23 protein-coding genes and 1 pseudogene are annotated in these 20,201 nt (G+C 60.6%); 5 read left to right on the forward strand and 19 right to left on the reverse strand.

The window, feature by feature from the left end; translation table 11 throughout:
- Positions 1-8: 8 nt before the first annotated feature.
- Genes U5A57_RS37340 through U5A57_RS37375 form a run of 8 tightly spaced genes read right to left on the reverse strand, consistent with a single transcriptional unit; the run spans position 9 to position 5,468 of the window.
- Entirely contained in the window at positions 9-881 is an 873-nt protein-coding gene (locus U5A57_RS37340; RefSeq protein ID WP_321916937.1) for a type IV secretion system protein, read from the reverse strand.
- On the reverse strand, positions 878-3,277 hold the full coding sequence (locus tag U5A57_RS37345) for a transporter (protein ID WP_321916938.1): 2,400 nt from the start codon (positions 3,275-3,277) through the stop codon (positions 878-880). Before U5A57_RS37345 ends, U5A57_RS37340 begins: the two co-directional genes overlap by 4 nt.
- Complete coding sequence (locus U5A57_RS37350; RefSeq protein ID WP_321916939.1) at positions 3,268-3,465, reverse strand: hypothetical protein; 198 nt, start codon at positions 3,463-3,465, stop codon at positions 3,268-3,270. Before U5A57_RS37350 ends, U5A57_RS37345 begins: the two co-directional genes overlap by 10 nt.
- Positions 3,458-3,886, reverse strand: a complete 429-nt coding sequence (locus tag U5A57_RS37355) for a VirB3 family type IV secretion system protein (RefSeq protein ID WP_321916941.1) — start codon at positions 3,884-3,886, stop codon at positions 3,458-3,460. The genes U5A57_RS37350 and U5A57_RS37355 overlap by 8 nt, the downstream gene beginning before the upstream one ends.
- A gap of 6 nt (positions 3,887-3,892) precedes the next feature.
- A complete protein-coding gene (locus tag U5A57_RS37360) occupies positions 3,893-4,237 on the reverse strand; it encodes a hypothetical protein (RefSeq protein ID WP_321916942.1) in 345 nt (114 codons plus the stop codon).
- A gap of 12 nt (positions 4,238-4,249) precedes the next feature.
- A complete protein-coding gene (locus tag U5A57_RS37365; protein WP_321916943.1) occupies positions 4,250-4,921 on the reverse strand; it encodes a lytic transglycosylase domain-containing protein in 672 nt (223 codons plus the stop codon).
- 37 nt (positions 4,922-4,958) lie between these two features.
- The gene (locus U5A57_RS37370; RefSeq protein ID WP_321916944.1) at positions 4,959-5,252 is read right to left on the reverse strand and encodes a hypothetical protein; all 294 of its coding nucleotides are present in this window, start codon (positions 5,250-5,252) and stop codon (positions 4,959-4,961) included.
- Positions 5,253-5,255: 3 nt separating this feature from the next.
- Complete coding sequence (locus U5A57_RS37375) at positions 5,256-5,468, reverse strand: hypothetical protein (RefSeq protein WP_321916946.1); 213 nt, start codon at positions 5,466-5,468, stop codon at positions 5,256-5,258.
- 614 nt (positions 5,469-6,082) lie between these two features.
- Here U5A57_RS37375 and U5A57_RS37380 point away from each other — a divergent pair.
- Positions 6,083-6,481, forward strand: a complete 399-nt coding sequence (locus U5A57_RS37380) for a helix-turn-helix transcriptional regulator (protein WP_321916947.1) — start codon at positions 6,083-6,085, stop codon at positions 6,479-6,481.
- Between the two features lie 317 nt (positions 6,482-6,798).
- Here the strand turns inward: U5A57_RS37380 and U5A57_RS37385 are convergent, their stop codons facing one another.
- Both U5A57_RS37385 and U5A57_RS37390 read right to left on the reverse strand, forming a co-directional pair.
- Positions 6,799-7,407, reverse strand: a complete 609-nt coding sequence (locus tag U5A57_RS37385; RefSeq protein ID WP_321916949.1) for a hypothetical protein — start codon at positions 7,405-7,407, stop codon at positions 6,799-6,801.
- Positions 7,408-7,852: 445 nt separating this feature from the next.
- Positions 7,853-8,079, reverse strand: a pseudogene (locus tag U5A57_RS37390) (IS110 family transposase); the annotation flags it as partial.
- Between the two features lie 579 nt (positions 8,080-8,658).
- Between U5A57_RS37390 and U5A57_RS37395 the strand changes: the two are divergent.
- Positions 8,659-9,126, forward strand: coding sequence for a hypothetical protein (locus U5A57_RS37395; RefSeq protein ID WP_321916951.1), 468 nt, complete (start codon positions 8,659-8,661; stop codon positions 9,124-9,126).
- 48 nt (positions 9,127-9,174) lie between these two features.
- Positions 9,175-9,444 (forward strand): hypothetical protein, encoded by a 270-nt coding sequence (locus U5A57_RS37400; RefSeq protein WP_321916952.1) that lies wholly within the window; start codon positions 9,175-9,177, stop codon positions 9,442-9,444.
- 574 nt (positions 9,445-10,018) lie between these two features.
- On the opposite strand, the gene U5A57_RS37405 is transcribed toward U5A57_RS37400, so the two are convergent.
- From U5A57_RS37405 to U5A57_RS37420, 4 genes are all read right to left on the reverse strand, one after another.
- Positions 10,019-11,176, reverse strand: a complete 1,158-nt coding sequence (locus U5A57_RS37405) for a hypothetical protein (RefSeq protein ID WP_321916954.1) — start codon at positions 11,174-11,176, stop codon at positions 10,019-10,021.
- A 276-nt stretch (positions 11,177-11,452) separates the two neighbouring features.
- Positions 11,453-12,463 (reverse strand): ParB/RepB/Spo0J family partition protein, encoded by a 1,011-nt coding sequence (locus U5A57_RS37410; protein ID WP_321916956.1) that lies wholly within the window; start codon positions 12,461-12,463, stop codon positions 11,453-11,455.
- Complete coding sequence (locus U5A57_RS37415) at positions 12,447-13,670, reverse strand: ParA family protein (RefSeq protein ID WP_321916958.1); 1,224 nt, start codon at positions 13,668-13,670, stop codon at positions 12,447-12,449. Before U5A57_RS37415 ends, U5A57_RS37410 begins: the two co-directional genes overlap by 17 nt.
- 530 nt (positions 13,671-14,200) lie before the next feature.
- A complete protein-coding gene (locus tag U5A57_RS37420; protein WP_321916960.1) occupies positions 14,201-14,542 on the reverse strand; it encodes a hypothetical protein in 342 nt (113 codons plus the stop codon).
- Positions 14,543-14,564: 22 nt separating this feature from the next.
- Here U5A57_RS37420 and U5A57_RS37425 point away from each other — a divergent pair, with 22 nt between their 5' ends.
- Positions 14,565-15,035, forward strand: a complete 471-nt coding sequence (locus U5A57_RS37425; protein ID WP_415774345.1) for a hypothetical protein — start codon at positions 14,565-14,567, stop codon at positions 15,033-15,035.
- A gap of 125 nt (positions 15,036-15,160) precedes the next feature.
- Here the strand turns inward: U5A57_RS37425 and U5A57_RS37430 are convergent, their stop codons facing one another.
- The 5 genes from U5A57_RS37430 to U5A57_RS37450 all read right to left on the reverse strand — a co-directional run bounded on the left by U5A57_RS37430 (position 15,161) and on the right by U5A57_RS37450 (position 17,932).
- On the reverse strand, positions 15,161-15,490 hold the full coding sequence (locus tag U5A57_RS37430) for an XRE family transcriptional regulator (protein WP_266232672.1): 330 nt from the start codon (positions 15,488-15,490) through the stop codon (positions 15,161-15,163).
- Positions 15,491-15,985: 495 nt separating this feature from the next.
- Positions 15,986-16,216 (reverse strand): DUF3717 domain-containing protein, encoded by a 231-nt coding sequence (locus tag U5A57_RS37435; RefSeq protein ID WP_321916964.1) that lies wholly within the window; start codon positions 16,214-16,216, stop codon positions 15,986-15,988.
- Between the two features lie 63 nt (positions 16,217-16,279).
- Positions 16,280-16,588: a hypothetical protein gene (locus U5A57_RS37440; protein ID WP_321916966.1), complete on the reverse strand. Its 309-nt coding sequence runs from the start codon at positions 16,586-16,588 to the stop codon at positions 16,280-16,282.
- A 51-nt stretch (positions 16,589-16,639) separates the two neighbouring features.
- Positions 16,640-17,467: a DUF932 domain-containing protein gene (locus U5A57_RS37445; protein ID WP_321916967.1), complete on the reverse strand. Its 828-nt coding sequence runs from the start codon at positions 17,465-17,467 to the stop codon at positions 16,640-16,642.
- A 51-nt stretch (positions 17,468-17,518) separates the two neighbouring features.
- Positions 17,519-17,932 carry an antirestriction protein gene (locus tag U5A57_RS37450; protein WP_321916969.1) on the reverse strand — a complete coding sequence of 138 codons (414 nt, stop codon included), beginning with the start codon at positions 17,930-17,932 and terminating at the stop codon, positions 17,519-17,521.
- A 208-nt stretch (positions 17,933-18,140) separates the two neighbouring features.
- Between U5A57_RS37450 and U5A57_RS37455 the strand changes: the two genes are divergently transcribed.
- Positions 18,141-20,186 (forward strand): ParB/RepB/Spo0J family partition protein, encoded by a 2,046-nt coding sequence (locus U5A57_RS37455; RefSeq protein WP_321916970.1) that lies wholly within the window; start codon positions 18,141-18,143, stop codon positions 20,184-20,186.
- Positions 20,187-20,201 lie beyond the last annotated feature (15 nt).

Consider the following 20,201-nt stretch of genomic DNA (forward strand, 5'->3'; position numbering starts at 1 on the left):
ACTCCGCGTTATTGATCGGCGTTGTCGTCGCCGTTCAGTCGTTGCTGCATGTCGTTATGGGCGGCCTGTTGCGCGAAATCCTTCTCCGCATCCTGAAGTCGCGCCGCGAGGTCGAGGCGCATCTTTTCCGCGTTGATCGACGAGTTTTCTGCCGCCCACCGGTTTTGCAAATCGGCCTTCGCCGCCGGATCCTGTGTGAGGTTCGACTGCTGCATCAGCTGCTGGATGTTCGTCAGCCGGTCGATCGACGCCTGATACGAGCGCATCGCCATTGCCTTGTTGGCGGCCAGAGTATCGTTCAGACGCTGCTGCCCGGGCGTGTACGCGGTCATCCCCTCCTGGCTCTCGATACTGCTGGCGAGGCCGCTGATTCCGTTCAACTGCCCGCTCTTCACTTCGTCGTAGACCGACTGCCACTGATCCGGCAGGTAGTTGCGCAGCGACGGGTCATTGAAGAGGTTTCCGAGGCCGCGATTGCCGATTGTCGACTGGTACTGGTCCGAGAGCAGGCTGTATTGCTGCTCCAGCTGCTTGACGGTCGAGATCGCCTGCGCGATCGCCTGCAGGTCGATCACCGGGACACCCTGCGCGTGCGCTGCCTGCATCGAGAACGCGGCCGCGATCAATGCGGCGCCCGTCAAATCGCGAATGACCTTCATCGTCATGCTCCCAAGCTGGACTGCAGTTGTCGGCAAACCATCGCAATACATTGCGGCGGCGGCCAGTCCCGCGCAGCCAGTCGAGCAAGCCACAAGCAAAACGCGCTCGGCGTCCACTCTCCGGTGCCAGCGCCGGTCGTGCTCGTCCGCCCGCTCCTTGAGCTGTTCGCGCTTCGCTGGCTCGATCGCCGACGAAAGGTGAAGATCGAGGGTCGTCATCATTCGGTTTCCTCAACAAGTTCGGCTTCGTGCTTACGATCGCGTTTGCCCTTGCGGCGTGCCTGGAACAGCTGCATTCGCAGGTCCGTGTCGCCATGTGCGTCGCGCGCGCATTCTTCCCAGATCGCAACGTTGTCCAGACTGCTGGAAAGCACCGCGATCTCGTCGTTCATACCGCCCAGGTCCAGTGTTGCAAACGCCGACTGGTTGCTCTGCTTGATCAGGAACGTGCGCGACTCCTTCGACAGCCGCTTGAGCGTGTCGAATTCGCGGTCGGTCAGGTTCAGGAGCTTGTAACCGTCGCGCGTCGCGTCCGGATTCGGCAGATAGATCTTTGTCGCCGTCAGGTCGCGGATCTCAGCGAACACCGGACACTGGATGGCGTCCTCCGGCGACTGCGAATCCAGGATCAGGAATTCGTCTGCCTTGCGGCCCGTCTTGAGCGACTTGCGGATCAGCTCCTGTGTGGTGGGGTAGCTGGCCGGCAGCCAGAATTCGGCAATCACCGTCGCGAGCAGGCCGCCCCTCTTCTGCATCTGGTCCTTGAGGTACAGCAGGTGTGCAAGCACCGGCTCCGTGGCGGCATAGTCTTTCTTCAGGAAGTCAGTGACATCGAAGCCGATCCGGCGCACGTCGGTAATGTTCGTCAGCGCATCCGGTACGTTGTCCAGCGCCCATGCGAATCGACCGTTAGTTGCACCACACCACTGGCTCAGACGTACCCACAGGCCGCTCTCGTCGCCCGTATCCGGAATCGACTCCAGTAGGCGGCTGAAAGTCCTGTGCTCGATGTTCTCCAGCTTCATGACGGTGTCGACCGCGTGCTTGATCTGGCGCTGGTCGTCAGCACTTAGCTTGCCGTTCTCGTCGCGGCAGCAGGCACCCACCAGGTCGTAAAGGTGCGCGAGGTTGCGCTTCGTCTCGGGCAGGCCAAACGGCGCAAGACCTGTCGGCTCGCCTTCGCGCAGCGTGTAGTAGACCGCGCCCATCTCCTCGAGGAAGATCCGCAGACCTTGATCGAGATCGAGCGCGAAGATCTTCGGGTCGAACCGCTCGAGGAAGGCGAGCAGCATCGTCTCGAGGGTGGTCTTGCCCGTGCCAGTCGAGCCGAGAATCAGCGTGTGGCCGGCAACTTTCTCACCCACGCTATCCTCATCCAGGCGCGAAGCGTGACAGTTCAGGCTGAACAGGCTTTTCGCAACGGTCTGCACCGGCATGAGGGCCGTGCCGTCGCCGAGCGGATTGCCGCGTGCCTTGCCGGCCGAATAGGTATGCATCGAGAACGACGACGCGAGACTGCGGGTCGACTTCGGCATCGGCCGCGGCTTCGTTCTGAATCCCGGCACCTGGCTCATGTACGTGAATGGCGCCGATGCCGTCGCCTTCACGAACTTGAAGCCGCAATCGTTCAGCGCACGACTTGTTACGTATGCGCCGTTACTGATTGCCTTCTCCGGCGTGTCTCCGTACACGACAAGTGCACCGTGATAGTCGCCGAATGCGAGATCGCGACCGGCGATCAGCGCCACCGCATCCTCCAGTTCCTTGATCTGGTGCTTCGCCTTGTCTTCGACCGACCGCAGGTGATTGATCTGGTCTTCGATCGCCTTCATCGCTTCGGCAGTGCTCAAACAGCCCAGGCTCTGCGTGAAGGTGAATTCGACGGGCAGCGACAGCAGCGGATTCGTCTGCCCCCAGCCGGCCTTCGGAAAATCCTTCAGGTCGTAGCAGACCGCGAACCGGGTTGAGCGATCGGCGCGGATCTCAACCGTGTCGTAGTGGAAGTGCAGGTGCGAAGTCGGGATCAGGTCGCGGCCGGTTGCCTGCGTGACCGGCACACGCTCATCGACGCCGTTCACGAGTTCGCCAATGAACTGATACGCCTCCGAGAACAGGATGCCGTTGTGCCCGTATGTTTCGAGCAGTTGAGGATCGTAGGCAACGAGAGCCTTCATCAGCCCCTCGCCCAGCTCCTCGAGCTCGCGCACCGTCTCGTCCAGGTCGTCGCCCTGCAGGATCGCGGTGATGTAGAAGCTGTTCTCGAAGTGATCGTGCCTTCGGAAGCGCTGCAGGTATTTGTCGACGGCCTGCTGGATGAACGGATTGCAGAAACGATACTCGTCGCCAAACGAGACGCTGCGCCGGCGAAACGTGGTCCACAGCGACAGGCGGTTGCCTTTCTCCAGCGTCATCGCGGCCAGCTGACGGTTCCAGCTGTCGTAGCGTGCTTCGATCTCGCCACGGCTCACCGATTCGAATGGGACGCCGTTCACGCGCATCACGAGGAAACCGCCGCCGTTGTCGATGCTCGTCGCCGTTTCCGACACCGGACGGCCGATGCGCGGCAGCTTGTCCTCCGCGGACGCAACGAGCCGGTTCAGTTCGTTGCTCACGCGCATGCCTCGCCTCCCGCGTCCGGCGCGTCGTCCGCGCCGCGAATGCGACGGCGCTCCTCCGCGAGCCGGCGAAACACGTCATACATTGTCTTGCCCGAACCGGGAGCACCAGCCGTCATGGTGTGGCCCACAATGGGCGGGCACGCACTGGCAGCGCCATCTGACGACGGCGCAGGATTGTGGTCATTCATCTTCGTCGTCCTCTGCGTGCGCAAGCAGGCGCTGACGCAGCGCCTCGAAGCGCTCAAGGTCCCGGCCGCGCGAAAACGAGCGGGTGTACACGTCCAGGTCACGGCCATAGCGCATCGGTGCGAGCGTGTATGTCCTGCCGAATACCGACACACGGCGGCGGTCCAGCCAGCAGCGAAATTCCAGCCACGTCAGGCGCAGTGCCTGGTCATCGGTCTCGCAGACATGCCGGAAAAACAGGAAGATGGGCACGCCAGACGAGCCAATCAACAGACCGCCGGGACCGAGCACGAAGCCACCGACCATACTGGTGATCAGCGATGTGCAGCCAATGATCAGCGCCGGGAACATCGGGACGCCGCCGATCATCGCGGCACGGTTCAGGCCTGCGTACGAGGGGTACAGCGTGCGTTCGTCTTCCATGGTGATTCAGGCGAAGAGTCCGAACGCCCAGCCGGCGAGCACGAGTGCCGACCCCACGCCGGCCACCTTCGCGATGCCGCCACCAAAGTCATGGATCCAGTCGGCCTTGTTGGACCAGCACTGAACCCCAACCCACAGCAGATACGAACCGGCCAGCACGCCACAGATGCCGTAGAACCAGAGCGTGAAACTGTTGACCGCCGAGGTGCCCGCGGCGAGGCCACCGCCCGCCCGGGCTCCGCGGGCGGCCATCGACATGACCACGGCGCCGATGCGCCCGGCATTCCTGCCACGCAATCGCACCAAAGCCGCGGCACGGCCGGTCAAGGGTTCGAGAAGAATCTTCTTCATCTGCCTGCTCCGTCAAAAATCGCCCAGGGCATCCCAGGCTGGATGGTGATTGACCGGTTGGGCGTGGTCGGCCCCGGTGTCGGTGCTCACTGAATCATCGGCCCGCCGCACGCGGGCCGGCTGCACTGCCGCGCGCGATGCCGTGTGCACAGCGGGTGTCTTGCCCTCCGGTACGACGGCGATCGGCGGCACGACCGCAGCGCTGGCTTCGCTATCGGGCACGTTCGCAGCCACGCGCTGGACATAACTCGTGCCACCCACATCCGGTTTGAAGCCGCGCGTGAAATTGCCGCTGTAGTAGCAGCTAAGCGCCGCACGCACGGCATCCTGCGGCACGCGTCCGCCGGCGGCCGCGCGGGTGTAGCAGTCGGTGAGGATGGCGCCGCCCGCGCGCAGGTTCGCGCACGGATCGAACGCGGTTTCAGGGGTAAGGCCATAGACCCGCAGGTTCGCGCGATTGACCTGGGCCAGGCCCGTGCTGTAGTTCCAGCCAGCCGCCTCAAGCGCACGCACGGTCGCCACCGCCTCGTCGCGGTTGCGCGGTTGGCTCACCAGGTGGCCGCCGACCACGCCGATGGCGAAGGGATCGAAGCCGGATTCGGTCTTGACGAGCGCCTGCAGGGTGGTCGGATAGACGGCCGGGGCGCATTGCTGTGCGAGCATCGCGAAGTCGACTGGCATCATGACCGCTCCGTTGCGGGCCCCAACGCGAGGTGGGTTTTCATGCGGCGTCTCGGTCGCGCCTGAGCCGATGCGCGACGCCTTCGGCGACGGCAACCGCGACCGCAGGCAACTGGGGCGTCACTCGCATTGCAGCCGTACCGCCCACGCCCAGCTCGAGAGCGGCCGTCACAATGACCGATAGCGACAGCCCATGCATCCGCTGGACGACCCAGCCTACGTAGTGTTCGAGAAACCAGCACATGCCACCGCAGCCGCACGCGACGAGCACTCGCAGCTGCAACAGGCCCATTCCAACGGCTTTCGCAAGGGGATGTCTAAAGAGGCTGCGCATGGTTTACCACTCCCGGTTGTCAAGCGGCCAGCCGCGTCTGTACGCCACGCAGCCGATCGCGGTCCAGCCCAGACCCACGATGGCCACCGCCATGAGCTCGCGCAACGATGAGTGACGCTCCACCATCCAGTACGCTGCGCCAAGTAACGATGTCGCGCCCACGAACAACAGCAGTGCGCACGCACCCTTTCGAATCCACCCGAAAACCGTGCCCATTACGATGCCCTCCAATGTGGCAAGACCTCACTTGCATGCTGCGAGCCCGTCGTGCCCATGCCGCTATCCCTCCGACCCCGCCTCACGCGCCCGGACGAAGCTGCCGCACGGTATCTCGCTGCGCGCAGGATCTCGATTTGAGCATCGACAGCGTCCACCCCTCTCATTAATCATTAGGAATGCTAACGTTATACATTGTTGAATAATGTGGTTCCGATCAAAGCCTTCATGTAACAGGTCCAGATGAGCGCGTTTTCGCTATTGCTACTGCGGAAACTGACCGATGTGACAAACCATTTCAATGCAATGCATATAACTTAGTTATGCTTATTGATTTGGCGAAACCTCCCACAAAAAACGTTAGCACGTTCAGCCCGTTAGCTATTTCCATTAGACGTCACAACCCCGTCCTTGAGACATAGCAAGACCGCAGCGTTGAGTTACGTGTGGTCTTTCCGTTTCGAGCTGGGCGGCAAAGCACGGAATTCCTTGCCAGATTGTTCGTCTTCCACTGTTTTCAGTACCATGGGTGGCCCGTATACTGGTCCGATGAGATGAATTTCTTCCAGTATGGGACATTTTTGTCCCATACACAACACAAAAGACCAATTTAAATGCCATTTTCGTTTGGTTCGCGCCTAGCCGAAGAGCGTGATCGGCTCGGATTTACTCAGGGAAACATCGCCGAGTGGACAGGCATCAACCGTAAGACTCAATCTGCCTACGAAAAAGAACAGCGCTATCCGGATGCTGGCTATCTGATGACGCTAATCGAGCACGGCGTGGATGTCGCCTATTTGCTAACCGGGAAACGAGCTGCGCGCTACGGAGCGGTGGATGAGCAATTGCTACAAAAGGTGTTTGCGACCATCGAAGCCAGCATCTCTGCCGCAGGTCTTCCCGTGGATGTTGAGAAGAAGGCCAAGCTGTTCGCACTGGTCTATCAAGCGTCCTCAGAAACTGGGCAGGTAGATCCGCTGATCGTGCGAAAGGCAATCAGCCTCATTTCCTGACCATCTCAACCGGTTGCGTGACTCAACACTGCTGCCCGCTCAACTGCATCCACAGGCGCCTGCGATACCGCGTACAGGCCCCCTCTCTGTCATCCCTGCGCGCCGTTCCCGCCGCTCGACAATTAATTGCGCGCTTTTGGAACGCGACTCATGCCGTGCGCGCTCAGTCAGCCAGTCGTTTAGCTCGCGCGGAAGTCGGCACTGCGAGCGAACAATGCTACTCATCCGCCCCTCTGCTTCACTCGGGCGGCATAGCGATCAACTGGCACTGCAGTGACACTTTCGCCGAAACACCGTGACAACTTCAAGATGCCCAATTACTCTAGTTTTTTATGGGAACTTGTGCTACGCCCCACTACCCTGGCTTCTAAGCGCCCGGGTGCTGCGCGGCGGGTCTGCCCGCCCCTCTTTTTGCAGTGGTCGGCCGCAGGTTTTTCATGTCTTGTACGTTCTGCCGCATACATGCGGGAGCGATTGTCTTGCAGATCGACTCCCGCTTCGTGAAACAAGCGACGAAACAGGACAAGCGAGCGACGGAGGTACTGATTGGCAGCGTCTGACTCGACATGCAGGCGCTCCGGGAACGTTTGCGCATTCTCCGGCGTGACATGGCCGTTAGTGGCATCCGTAATTCCCCTCGCCAACCAGAATGCGTAATGTGGGAAAAGGTGCGCCAGTGCCTCGATCATATCCGGCGTTGGTCGTTGGCGTCGATGAAATACCTTGCGCCACCGTTGCGTGGAAACTCCAGTGTACTCAGTCAGACGCTCAAAAGAGCCTCGCCCTGGCTCCGGAATTTGAATCAATTCGGTAAACGAATCGACGACTCGCCGGAGCGCTCCGCGCCGCAGGCCACCTTCCGTTTGCCCAAGCCGTGCTTGCTCATTCAGAAGCACGATAAGGCGATCTTCAATCGTTGTAGACATGTCCAGAATATCCTGATCCGGTGACTTGTCCTGTTAGGCCGCAACATTTCGTATGAAAATACTGCACCTCCCTCTGAGCATGCCATCTCGGTTACACTCAGAAACATTGATGACAGTCGTTCGGTGGTCTGTCGGTAAGAAGCTCTTTGACAGGTCGCAAAACGCGACATTAGGTCGGCAAGAAATTCGGCACCTGGCAAAGCGATTGGTAGTTAAGCTAAGCGCACCACCGGTCAACCAAAGCGGTCGGTCAGTTTCCTTGCGACCCGGTACGGAGTGGCGGGCGGTAAATCGACTGGATCAATGCACGGCGCATGGTAAGCGACCGATAGACGCGTTTTGTCGAGCGTGCATAATTGGGATCGCAATGCGCAACCATTAGGAGTGCGAGCAATTCCGGATTTTCGGAACTGCAGCCAGCTCGTCCCATGTGAAAGCCCACGCGTGACCTTAACGGCACAAAACGCATGGAGGGGCTATTTGCGGCTTCGCAGATCGCTTCGGCATCGAGGGCGTCGTTTTTTCATGAGCGCCGCCCTTGCGGTACGGGGCGACAAACTGGGGTGGAATCAGGCGCACGTCATGTCCGAGAGCGCGGAGTTCGCGTGCCCAGTCGTGCGCGGCGGCGCAGGCATCCATTGCAACGAGGCACGGTTTAAGTTTTGCAAACCAGATAACGAATCGATCGCCCGTAAGCGCAGTAAGCTTCCGCAGGGTTGTAGTCGCATTTATTTCGTATTCCTTAATTTATTGTCCAAGAAAGCAAGGAATAAGAGAATATGAAGCGCGTCGCCACATCCATCGCTACACGACGAATTTTCACTCAACCCACGCACCTCTTTTGTCGTCGTTTCGTTTTGCATGCCGGTTCCTGTGTGTGGGTTGGTCGATCATATGACCTTTCAAATTATTGCCCACGCGTGGGTTTTTTATTCGTCTTAGGACCCGGTTAGGAAAAATAAAATGCGCTCGACACGCCACGCTCTCGGCCTGGAATCTATCGACTTCCAAGACCGTTTTTGTTTGACGCCCTGACCGGGGCGTACGCGACCATCACAAGATGGGGTACAAAACGATCGAGACGGCGGACGGGACCGATCCAGAGTCTCCGCAACAGATGCTCTCGAAGATCGTCGAGACCCACACGAAACTGAAGATCTCGTTTGATCTTAGCTTCGCGGGTCCGTCGGTCAGCTTCCCCAAGGTCGATCGCAACCACCCATGCTCAACGCAATGCGGCACCAGTGGACCATGTCGAAGGATGACCTGAAGATCATCAAGGGCGCCGGCTCCCGTGGTGCGGGTCCCGTGAATATCGCGACAGGTATGGTGTCGGGCGCATTCGCTGAGATCGAACCGACGATCTACATGCCGGTCGATCTGTTGGTGGACCGCGGATTCTCCGCTGAAGAGCTCGCGCCAGTCACACTGCGCGAGATCGGTCGCGTGTTTGTCTATTTTGAGTTCATCTCCCACACCGCTGCGACCAACCAGGTGCTGACTGGCATTGCGCGGGCACTGGACACCACTGACACACAGAAGGATCGTACGGTGATCCTGCTCGCGGCCCGTGAAGCACTCAAACTCAAGGACTTCGATGCGAAGGAGCTGGAGAACATCACTGACAAACGGGTCATCGAAACCGTCCTCTTGTCGAACGTTGTGCGCGAGAGCCGCTCGGAGCTGGGCAGTGACATCTACGACGAAAACAGCTACTAGTTCCTCGCCGACCAGTACACGACGCGTCATGGCGCGGGGCGCTATCTCGTGACCTCGCTGGACAAGCTCTACAAGTCGTCGTGGGGCATCAGTACCCGTTTGTTGCCGAGCTATGAGATGGTCGAAGGCCTCCAGCTCGGCAAGCTTCCCGCGTTTTCGCTCTATGCGGGTTTTCTGAGTCTGATCATGATCGCTTCGGACAGTCATCTCGACGCGACCTACGACCGTCCTCAGCTGAGCCGTCCTCGCGCGTCGGCAAAACGATGGCCAACTCTGCGAAGAGAGGTTGGCTGGCTCGCTGATGCGTGCGCGGAGTAACTCACCGAAACTCAGAAATAGACCGCGTTATCAAGTGCGCAACACTGTCGGGACTTCGCACTCTCGCGCCGTGGTGTCCTCTGCTGAGAACCACGGTTGTTAGGTCGTGGGTTGGTGCCAGCGACGCGGGCTCTGATTGATTGCGAGTCGCACGACGTTGTTTCGGCTTGGTCGCGTGCCGAAGGCCTCTGCAATTAGATCCGTAGCGCGCTTGAAATCGGTCGTCGGTAAGAGAGTCGGTGCCCACGAAACCAAATCGGCCACGGCTCGATAGTCACTGCGCAAGGCTCGATCGAACAGTATGCGGACTTCCTCGAGGATCAAAGTCCGGTCTTTGGCCACAGACCCTCCGTGCTCTCGTCGATTTTGATCATGTATTGGTCTCGTTTATTACGAAATACGTGATGCGTACTACAGAAGCGTACTTCGGCAGCTGTTCGCTACCTCCCTCACATTCCCGCGTGGGGCTCGTAGGGTCGTGACGTCCGAAACGACACAGTGCCCCGTGAAACAATGGCCATGAAATACGCTGAAACGCTTATCTGGCAAGGGTTAGAACGATGCGTAAAAATCGTCAGGCATGTTTCACGCGGGAGCCACAGAGCGCTTTGAGAGCGGCGAGATGTGTCGCCGCGTCGCTCGTGAGCTGCCGCGGCGCTTGGGCGATTGTTGCGGATGCAGCCGCGCGCGGAGCCGGAGCGGCAGCGCTGATTTTATTGATCTGGCCCCGTTTAATCAAATTCACAAACTCCACGGCCCATTCGCCGCCGACGCGTCGAGCAACGTCCTCGCCCGAGCGGTAGACCGTCAAACACGCCCCACCCTCGCTCACGACGTAGCGCTGCATGCCGGCAGCATCCTCGAAGGCCTGACCATCGAGCTGTGCGAGATCGCGTGCTGCGCGCTGCTTCGCCTGCACGGCGTCGCGTGCAGCAGCTTGTTCGGCGTGACGAGCACGCAGTTGGTGGCTGAAGTCCGTCGGGCTTGTGAGCAGCGCTCGCAGATAGCTGATCGGGTATATCGCCTTGCGCAGAGGTTCCCAGCAGAGCTCGACGACGTGGGAGAGCAGTTTTCCCGCTTCGCGGGCTTGGCGCATCAGCTTAAAGATCAGGAAGTCCGTGAAGCCGAGCGTCCGCAGACGCTGCAGGTCTTCCGGCGGTTGTCCGGGTTTGTTTGTGGAAAACTCCGCCGGTTGTCTCTTTTGAAAAGCTGTAGGGATAAGATCCTTAGTATTAGCACCGTCTGCCACGCAGTCATACGGCTGCGTAAATTCTTTGGCGGATTCGGCGGCTGCTTCGTTAGGCTGCGTGTCAGTCTCCGCGTCAGGGCCTTCCGCAAGCCCGAGCAACACCGCAGCTTTCTCCGTCAGATGCAGATACGCACGACCGAACAGACCCGCTTCGACGTAACGGCGCTGCGGGCGACGGTCGATCAGTCCAGCGGTCTCCAGGTCCGTAAGGCTGCGGTAAAACGTGCGTTCCGATTGCATCGCGCGTTCGGTCAATAGCGTGCGACGAGCAAAGATCTCACCGAAGGGTTTAGCGGCGTCAACGGTACGGGCGAGGGCGGCGAGAACCGCGCGTGCGCGTGCCGGCACACCGTCGAGCCGAGCAGCCCGATGCGTCGCCCGGAGGATGACCCAAGGGAGGTTGACGTTGTCAGTGAAGAGATCTGTTTGCGAAGGGTGTGTTTGTCCCTCGCCAGCGGTACCGAGTACGCGCGCGATAGCCATAGCCAGTCCATTTCCAAGAATGGATTCGAAAACGCTTGACTGACCAGGGGGATCGGCTACACTCGGTGCTGTACAAAGCCTGCCCGGTTATGTACAGAACTCGATGACTGGTTGGCGCCAGATATCGGGTAGGTAGCTTCGGACCCAGTCCTCAAGCTGCTGGTCAAAAGCCTTCGGTTCCAGCCGAGGGCTTTTGTTTTTTGTGCCGTGGTTAGCTCACGTCAATGCTCCTGAGGTTAGTCGGTTTTACCGACTCCTTAAAAATCAAACACTTAGTCATTCGAGATGGTGGCTGCTTTCTTGTGCCATCCGCTCCAGATGCAAGCGAATCGCCTCTTGCGCCGCACTCGCCTGCTCTTCCGACTTGAACTCGATCCGCATTACGTTGCCCACGCGGCGCACGTCGCACCAAGTCGCCTTTCCAGCTTTGACCTTGAACTTCTCGGCGGCCGCTGCCGGCTTCGCCGGCGCTTCGACGGTGCGTGCGAACTTCAGGGCCTGCTTCTGATCGAGCTTCTTATCGGCCAGTTGCTGAACTGCCTCAATCACCCGTGCTGCTTTTCCTGCCTCCGCGAGGCTGGCCAAGTCAGCTGCAACTCCGGCGCCGAGGATCGTCTTGTTGGCGTCGACGATATCCAAGACCTCACTAGGGAGACGGCCGAACGCGAAAAGATCGCTGACGGCTTGCTTCGAAAGACCAGAGCGCTCCGCAACATCGGATTGCGTGAACTCGGGATGGCCTTCGTGGAAGCGCTTGAGACCGATGAATTTCTCGTAGTCGGTCAGATCCGACTGCATCAAGTTTGCGAAGAACGCGCCGTCGGTTGCTTCGACTTCATCCTTGGCGGTGCCCAACACGCAGCGAATCGTTGGTAGGGAGAGGTCCCTGTGCGTGTCCACGCGATGATGGCCTGACCAGATATCCCACTCGCCATCGGGGCGCGTGAGGACAACGACCGGCTCGATGAGTCCATTGTGGCGAACGTTCTCAAGCAACTCGACGTACTTCTCGCGCGGCTTGAACCGTCGGCGACCCGGAACCTCGTGGAGCTTGTCCACCGGGAGTTCCACTGCACCGCCGGTATTGCGCGCCGCTTCCAGCTCGGCGGTCAGCTCCTCGATCTTCCTTTGGTAGCGCTGCGCCTCAAGACGGAAAGCGCCAAGCTGACCAGGCATCGTCATCGGACGCTGCTCAGCGATTGGCGTGCGTTCTGTTGCGCCCTCTGCAACCTTGTCGGCGAGATTCGCAGTCCGTGCCATCAACCGGTCTTTAAGTTTGCTCGACATCTGCCACCTCTCTACCTTGAGCCTCAATCTGCAGACGCCAGGCGTGCTGCAGTTCAGCCTCCAACTCATCGATCACGCCATCGAACGACTCGAGCGCCCGGTTGTACGTTGCGGTCGAGCCGTCGTACTTCGAGAGGTCGTAGATCGTTTTGAACTCGGCCGTCGCGTTCTTGACCAGATCGCTCTCCAGTACTTCGGAGCGTGCGAGTAGTTCAGCGTAGGTCTGCTGGATCCAAGACTTCACGACATCGGTGGTCGACACGCCCGGCTTCACTTTCGAGAGCACGACCTTGATGAACGCGAAGGTCTTCTCCACCGACCGCCCATCGGAGAGCGATCGGAAGAGTTCAGCGAACTGCCGGAAGAACTGAGTGCTCGAGGCGTAGTCGAGGGTTTCCGGGGGCAGGGGGATCACCATCCCGTCGGTCGCCATGAAACAACCGATCGCGAGATACGAGAGCGTCGGCGGCGTGTCAATCACCACCACGTCGTAACGCTCGCGGATCGTGTCCATAGCGCTGTCGAGGACCTTCCAGAACTCGTAGTCCGGCTCCGAAGCCTGCTTGTTCGGCAGATAGTAGTCAGCACCGAAGAGCGCCGACGACGACGGGATGATATCCAGACCGTCCCAATATGACGGGATCGCGACGTCGATAAGATCGGAAGCTTCACCGTAGACAACCGGCATCACCGTCATCTCTTCGGTGACTTCCGGCGTCGGGACGTAACCCATGAGCGTCGTGGACGATGCTTGCGGATCGAGGTCGATCAGCAGCACCTTATGTCCGTGCAGGGTTAACCCTTGGGCAAGCGCCACGGCGTTCGTCGTCTTTCCGACGCCACCTTTGAAGTTCCCGACAGAGATGACAATGCCCTTAGCGCCGTTGGGGCGCGGATCGTAGGGGCCAGCCAGTCGCACGAACTGTTGGGCTTCAGCGAGCGTGAACTCACGATTGCGTCCGCGCATCGTCCCAACAGGAAGGCCTTCGCGGTGGCCGCGAGTACAGAGATAATTGATCTGTGCCCGCTCGAGCTTGCAGATCTTCGCGAGGCGAGCGCCCGTCACCGTGGGCGCTTGCTTGCGCGGCCACGGTTCGAGCAGATCGTCGCGGAGCTTAGCGAGCGTACCCTCGGCGCGGTCGGCGATCGCGTTGAGCTCGTTCACCCCAATCGTGATTCTTGGGGGCGAGAGGTCTTTAATTGCCATGTCTGTAACCTCGTTTCACGTCCGTCATCGAAAAATGCCAGATTCTTCGAAATCCGGCGACGTAATCGTTTAGGCGAAATGTAGCGGGTTAACAACGCCCTTGCAAGTTAACTTTCCTGGGTCGTACCCCAGGGAAAGCCGCACCGGGCCTGGGTGTGGCGGAAAATCCTCGAATTTGGATCAGGAAATCCCACCTGGACAAATGGAATTTCTTGCCCGCTCAGGTGGCGGCGCGTTGGGTTTGCAGTGCAGCACTGCTCTCCTCGCAGCGAGCGATGAGGTTTGCGTGGACGTCTAGGTCGTGAAAAATCGCCCACGTTCCGCAGAGATGGCCAAGTTGGTGGACGATCAGTCGCACCGCGGGGTCTTCGCTTGGGTTGGTCCCGTCTTGGTGACAGGCGCCGATCGACTGGTTCAAAGCTCTGCCGTTTGGGAACCCCGTAAAAAGTTAACTCTGCTTCTGGTCGTCGGAGACCAAAAAAGTAGGCGTGGCATAAGCCCCCTCCCGGAGGAGGGAGCTTGCGGGATGGTCAGTGGGCGTGCCGAGCCGCGGAGCGCGTACGCTGAACCCGAATGCTCGAGTAGCACGTAAGGCGTTGGACAGAGGCGAGGTTGATCAGCCAGTTCGGCTTGTCTTCCCGCAGGTGCCGCTGATCGTTGTAGATGGTTCCTGCACAGACGCCGAGGAAAGTCGCCATCCGTCGGCCGGTGAATCCTTCGGCGCGCATGCGGGCGATCCAACGCATGCGTTCTTCCTTCGTGAGCCACGCTGTGACGACTTCGTGGCCGTCCAGGTAGTGACGGATGGCGTAGCGTCCGATGCTTGCCGTTACCACCGCGATGTTCAGGATCTTGTCCGGTTCGATCAGCACGCGTCGGTTGGACCTGACGCCCTTGGAATACATTTCGTCGATGAATTGCTTGATACGGTCACACGTACCGTTGCCGCAGGACGAGGCGTCGCGCCATCTGATGTGCGATCGAGGGGAACTGCAGAAGGAAGTGCTGCAGCATCGCGACCTCATGCGCAAACTGCTGGTCACGCTCGGCCGCTGGGATGAGGTCGATCACAAACAGTTCGCCGGCCCGCTCGCGCGTGATGGGTGCGGTGCCACGACGGTGCCGCTCCCGCCCGAGTTGCGGGAGCGGCTGCTGCGCGAGTGCCAACGACTGGCGCTGGCCGAGCAGCAACTCGCGACGCTGGAGAAGACACGCCGGGCGAACGTGCCGGCTCTCGCGCGCCAGCGAAGCAATGCCCTTGCGCGCCTGAAGGGGATAGGCGACGTAGGCGCGTCGCGCCTCGCGCTCGAGCTGCAACCGTCGTCAGGTGGGCGCCTGCGTAGGGTTGCTGCCGCAGCTCTATGACAGCGGCCAGAGCCATACCGATCAGGGGCATTAGCAGGCAGGGTAACCGGAGAGTACGCGCGTTACTGGTCGAAATGGCCCACGAAATACAGGTGGTCCTCTTTTTGAGCGTCGTCGCAGACCATTCAGTCCGACGGTGTGCCGCTGTCTTCCATGTCGTTTGATCCGTGCGTCGTCCGCATCTTCGAAGGATCGATTTCCCAGATGAGCCCGTATCCAGCGGCGTAACACAATAGTGCCCAGGCAGAATAAGGAATGTCATTCTCGGCGCTTGTCCAGCGTCGGATATGACGCCCGGTTTTGTCCTTTAATCCAAGATATGCAGCCGCGGAACGGTCCGTCATTCCAGACTGCCGCAGAATCTCCTGAATTTCTGCACCTGTTGGCTTCGCCCAGTAAATGCCGGGTTGCAGGCATTCGCGGCGGATGGTGAGGTAAGTATTTTTGGTAGTCATTTGTGGTCCATGGAATCAGCCCCCACGGCTTCGCCGCGGGGGATACACGCTCCCTTCGGTCGCTTGACGGCCCCGGCCCGTGGTCTGCCTGGGCTATGCCGGATCGTCCCGCCGCTGACGCGGCGCGCCGGCGCTCTCCCCATGTCCGACGATGCGGCCATGGGGACCCCGTGCGCCTCGATCCGGGCGCGCGGCGCGCGCGACACTCCCGTAATTATCCAGCCCCCACGGCTTACGCCGCGGGGGATACACGCGCCCTGTGGGCGCTTGACGACCCCGCTGGTGGTCGGCCTGGGCTGACCCGGATCGTCCCGCCGCTGCCGCGGCGCGCCGGCGCTCTCCCCATGTCCGACGATGCGGACATGGGGGGCCCCGTGCGCCTCGATCCGGGCGCGCGGCGCGCGCGACACTCCCGTGATTATCCAACCTCCTGGCATGCAAGGGGAGGGGCGCCAGCGCGCGGCCGTCCGGTTAGCGTCGCGACAGATCGCTAGGCTAACGCGGTGGCGGTTGCTGGTTTCCAAGCGCCGAGCGGACGGCGTCGACCTGTTCGGGCGTTAGCCGCGACACCGCTACAGACGTGGCGCGCTCGTAGATCATCAGGCCGTACACGTCAGCCAGGGGGCGCGCTTTCGCACACAGCCCCCCGCCCTGGCCACGCGATTCCTGCGCGCACCAGTAGTTGATTGCCTGCTCGATTTCAGCAATGGTCAAGACGGCAGTCATGGTTGCCTCACGGGCCCGCGCGATTTCTACGTGGGCGTTGAATATTAATAAGGATGCCGAAGTTTAATGCAGATTCCCGTTGTGCTCCATGAGCATGGCAACAGGTGCACAGGGCGGCACGCGCTCGAAACCAGCCAGGGCGACGCGGGCGATGGCGCGCAACTCCTCGCGATGTATCTCTACCGGATTGCCGTCGTGATCGAGCATGCTGGCAATGCGCCGGAGCGCATCGGCGGATTGTGCCGCCGCGTCAGCCGACAGGGCCATGCGATACAGTTCGCCGCGAACGATGCCACGGTCTCCGTACTGCCAGACAGCCAGGAGCGGCAGCAGGGCGGACAGCCACGTAGGACGGGTATTGAGCGGATCCATGTGAATTCCCCTTTATGGGTGCGCCCCGACCGGGAGGCCGGGGCGGTCCGGTTAGCCGCGCAGGCGGCGCAGTTCGTCAGCCAGCACCCACAAGGCACGATTCAGACGGATGTTTTGATCGATGCCCGCGACGGCTCGGGTCGTGGTCGCCTTGCCCTTCGCGTTCCGACCGTGCAGCCCACCGCGAATCATGTTTTCCTGCACACGGTTGAAGGTGGTCCAGATATCGGAGCCCTGGTCCTCGACACGACGCGGCGCGAGAATCTGCCGTTCCGTCACCGGCACAGGCGCGCCCTCGTCGTAGCGCAACGCGAGCGCTGCGCGGGCGAAGGCGACCTGTTCGCCCTCATCGAGCACCGTTGCCGCCATCCCTTCGCGTTGCTCTGCCGTCTCATCAAAGCTTTTCACCACCTTGAATGCGCCTTCGATGACCTCGCCAATCACATCACCCTTGTGCGGGATGCGGATATCGTTCGTCACGTTGCCGCATACGATGCCGTTCTGGCAGGCCCAGCGAATCATTCCGGCGATCATCTGGTAGCTCGATGCGCCATTGTGCGAGTTGACCAGGATAACCTCGTTGGCTTCGCGACCGCCGATCTGGTCGGCGTGGCGCAGGCGGATCATGTGCTTGGTGAAATCGCGCATGTCCTCATTGCGCACACGGGTCTGGCAGACCATGAAAGGCTGAAACCCCTCCTTGCGCAGGGCGTCGAGTACATCGACTGTCGGAATGTAGCTGTAGCGCGCCGAGCGGCTTTCGTGCGCGGTGTGGGCAAGAATGGAAGGCGCGACTTCTGCAATCTGGTCATTTGTCAAAGGATGCTGCGAACGCAGTGCGATGGCATTTCCGCTAAAACGGGTTGCAAGCTTGTTCATTTGATTCCCCAATGAAGGAGCTAACCCGGCCCGGGGCCGGGGGTCGGTCAGTTAGTCGATGGCGCGCAGGATGTTGGCCGCTTCCACGTGCTGCGTGGCGAACTCACGCAACTGGTGGTAACGCTCGATGATCGTGTCATCAAGGGTCATTTCCGCGAGGTGACAGAGGGCGAAGAGGGTGACGGTAATGCCGAAGGCATCCGCTCCCATCATGTCGCTGTAGCCGTTCATATGCCAGCGCACATGCACGCGGCCCATGTTGGCCGGAGCCATGTAGAAACCACCATTTGACAGCGTGAAGTAATGCCACTCGCCGTGGTCGTAGCTGCTGCACAGGCGTGCTGCCCAGTCATAGACAAGTGATTCGCCAGCGATGTAATGGCGGCCCAGATAGCGCGGCAGGACATTCAGTTTCAGTTCATCGGGGATGACAGATGAGGTGATCTTGCAATCAGTAGTACTCACGGTTTGCCTCCGTTTTCGGCCTCAGCAGGATGCCTGGCCACGTTTCTATAATAGGCGGTTTTGTCCTTTATATCAAGAAATACACGAATTTAATTCAATATGAATAATTTCTATTTTTCATTTAATCTCATCGCTATTACGGCTGTTATGTCCTATTATTGATGGATGGCCAGGCATCCCGCCGAGGCCGAAACCCGGAGAATCTTTCATGGGAAAGATTGAAGCAACCGAAAACGCCGCGCAGCGGATCGAATACGTCGCCCTTTCGCGGCTCACGCTCTCGCAGTTGAACGCGCGCAAGAAAGCGCCGACCGGCATCGAAGCCCTGGCCGAAACCATTCGCGAAAAAGGCTTGATGCAGAACCTCGTCGTGCATGAAATGAAGGGCCGCGCGAAGTTGCCGAAACTTGGCGTATGCGCGGGCCAGCGTCGCCTGGCTGCGCTCGACCTTCTGGTTGAGAAGGGGCAGATTACTAAAGACTACGAAGTACCTGTCCTGATCGTCAGCGAGGGCGAAGCCGTCGCCGCGTCGCTAATCGAAAACCGCGAACGTGAGGCGATGCATCTGGCGGATGAGTGCGTGGCGTTCCGGCTGCTGACGGAGGAAGGCAGGAGCGTGGCGCATATCGCGGCCCTGTTCGCGGTGCCCGATGTCGCCGTACGCCGCGCGCTGAAAATCGCGAACCTTTCGCCGTCACTGCTCGACCTGCTGCGTGACGACAGGCTCGACTACGAACAGGCGAAGGTGCTGGCCCTGGCTGATGACCACGCGACGCAGGAACGCGTATGGGGCGAAGCCGTCAATAAGTGGCAGCGTCGACCGGACGAGTTGCGTAAGGCCATCACGCTCGCGGAAGTCGATGCACGCGAAAGCGCCCTTGCGCGGTTTGTTGGCCTGGACGCCTACGAGGCGGCAGGCGGACGGGTGAGGCGCGACCTGTTCAGCGACGACGCAAACGCCGGATACCTGGAAGATGCCGAACTGTTGCACCGGCTCGCAACGGAACGGCTGATCGAGCTATCCCAGGCGGTCGGAAGCGAAGGCTGGCAATGGATCGAGGCACGGACGCAATACCCGGCGATGGAGATCCTGCGTTGTGGCCGGATTGGCTCGACCACCCGCAAGCCGACGAAGGACGAGAAAGCCGAACTGGCCGCGCTCACCGCAACGAACGACGCCGCTCAGGCCGCGCTTAACGCGTACTACGACGAGGACGGTGAGCCGGACGAGGAACGGGGCGAGCGTCTGGAGGCTGAGGCCACGGCGGCGACGTTTGCCGTGGACCAGTACGCGGAGCGCTTCGAGGCGTTCGACCCGGAAGAGATGAAGCAGGCAGGCGCATATGTCTATCTCGATGACGATGGCCGGGTCTGTATCGAGCGGGGACTGGTGCGACGCGAGGCGGCAGCGACTGCGCAGGCAGGCGCAACGCACGCGGTGAGCGCAGGTGCGGCGAGCGCACCGAAGGAGCGCCCGTTGCACGGAGAGAAGCTGTGCAAACGATTGACCGCGCACCGTACCGCCGCCGTCCAGATCGAGCTTGCGCAGCAACCGACCGTAGCCCTTGCTGTGCTGATGCAGCGCATGATTCCGGTCGTTTTCGATGACGTGTACGGGCGCGCGTATTTGGACTACGCGGTCAGGATCGACGTGCACACGACGCGCGAGGCGCTGGTATCGAATGCCGACGACATGGGCGAGAGCGTGGCCTGGAAGGCACTGGAAGGCGAGCGCGAGAAGTGGTCGCGCATGCTGCCCAGGCGCGCGGCAGACCTGCTGCCCTGGCTGCTGGAACAGGGCGAGGACGTGCTGTCGAATCTCTTCGCGTTCTGCGTGGCGGCGACGGTGGACGGTATCAGTAGCGCAGACCGCCCGCACGCGGTGAACGAGATCTCGAACACGCTTGCGGTGGATCTTTCGCGCTACTGGAAGCCGACGCGCTCCGGGTATTTCGAACACGTGGCGAAAGACCGGATTGCTGCCGTTTTGGGCGAAAGCGTATCGCCCCAGGCGGCAAGCGAAGTGCGCGGCATGAAGAAAGACGCCGCAGCGGAGGCGGCAGAGCTTCGCATGACGGACTCGGGCTGGCTGCCGGAAGTGCTGCGTAACCGGGAGGTTCCGGAGCGCGTCACGTACGGCTACCACGAGGACGACGAGGGGGGAGATGACGAAAACGGCGACGCCGCCGCCGAAGCGGACCAAGTTTCCGAAGCGCAGGCCTCGCCTGGGGAGGAGGAAGTCGAGCCGTACTGAGCGCGCGTCGCGCGC

It is taken from the genome of Paraburkholderia sp. J11-2 (assembly GCF_905220185.1).
In the GTDB taxonomy this organism is placed as follows: Bacteria; Pseudomonadota; Gammaproteobacteria; order Burkholderiales; family Burkholderiaceae; genus Paraburkholderia.

Coding starts and splice junctions, on each gene's coding strand:
- U5A57_RS37340 (WP_321916937.1), bottom strand. CDS start 881: ATGATGACGACCCTCGATCTTCACCTTTCGTCGGCGATCGAGCCAGCG.
- U5A57_RS37345 (WP_321916938.1), bottom strand. CDS start 3,277: ATGCGCGTGAGCAACGAACTGAACCGGCTCGTTGCGTCCGCGGAGGAC.
- U5A57_RS37350 (WP_321916939.1), bottom strand. CDS start 3,465: ATGAATGACCACAATCCTGCGCCGTCGTCAGATGGCGCTGCCAGTGCG.
- U5A57_RS37355 (WP_321916941.1), bottom strand. CDS start 3,886: ATGGAAGACGAACGCACGCTGTACCCCTCGTACGCAGGCCTGAACCGT.
- U5A57_RS37360 (WP_321916942.1), bottom strand. CDS start 4,237: ATGAAGAAGATTCTTCTCGAACCCTTGACCGGCCGTGCCGCGGCTTTG.
- U5A57_RS37365 (WP_321916943.1), bottom strand. CDS start 4,921: ATGATGCCAGTCGACTTCGCGATGCTCGCACAGCAATGCGCCCCGGCC.
- U5A57_RS37370 (WP_321916944.1), bottom strand. CDS start 5,252: ATGCGCAGCCTCTTTAGACATCCCCTTGCGAAAGCCGTTGGAATGGGC.
- U5A57_RS37375 (WP_321916946.1), bottom strand. CDS start 5,468: ATGGGCACGGTTTTCGGGTGGATTCGAAAGGGTGCGTGCGCACTGCTG.
- U5A57_RS37380 (WP_321916947.1), top strand. CDS start 6,083: ATGCCATTTTCGTTTGGTTCGCGCCTAGCCGAAGAGCGTGATCGGCTC.
- U5A57_RS37385 (WP_321916949.1), bottom strand. CDS start 7,407: ATGTCTACAACGATTGAAGATCGCCTTATCGTGCTTCTGAATGAGCAA.
- U5A57_RS37395 (WP_321916951.1), top strand. CDS start 8,659: ATGTCGAAGGATGACCTGAAGATCATCAAGGGCGCCGGCTCCCGTGGT.
- U5A57_RS37405 (WP_321916954.1), bottom strand. CDS start 11,176: ATGGCTATCGCGCGCGTACTCGGTACCGCTGGCGAGGGACAAACACAC.
- U5A57_RS37410 (WP_321916956.1), bottom strand. CDS start 12,463: ATGTCGAGCAAACTTAAAGACCGGTTGATGGCACGGACTGCGAATCTC.
- U5A57_RS37415 (WP_321916958.1), bottom strand. CDS start 13,670: ATGGCAATTAAAGACCTCTCGCCCCCAAGAATCACGATTGGGGTGAAC.
- U5A57_RS37430 (WP_266232672.1), bottom strand. CDS start 15,490: ATGACTACCAAAAATACTTACCTCACCATCCGCCGCGAATGCCTGCAA.
- U5A57_RS37435 (WP_321916964.1), bottom strand. CDS start 16,216: ATGACTGCCGTCTTGACCATTGCTGAAATCGAGCAGGCAATCAACTAC.
- U5A57_RS37440 (WP_321916966.1), bottom strand. CDS start 16,588: ATGGATCCGCTCAATACCCGTCCTACGTGGCTGTCCGCCCTGCTGCCG.
- U5A57_RS37445 (WP_321916967.1), bottom strand. CDS start 17,467: ATGAACAAGCTTGCAACCCGTTTTAGCGGAAATGCCATCGCACTGCGT.
- U5A57_RS37455 (WP_321916970.1), top strand. CDS start 18,141: ATGGGAAAGATTGAAGCAACCGAAAACGCCGCGCAGCGGATCGAATAC.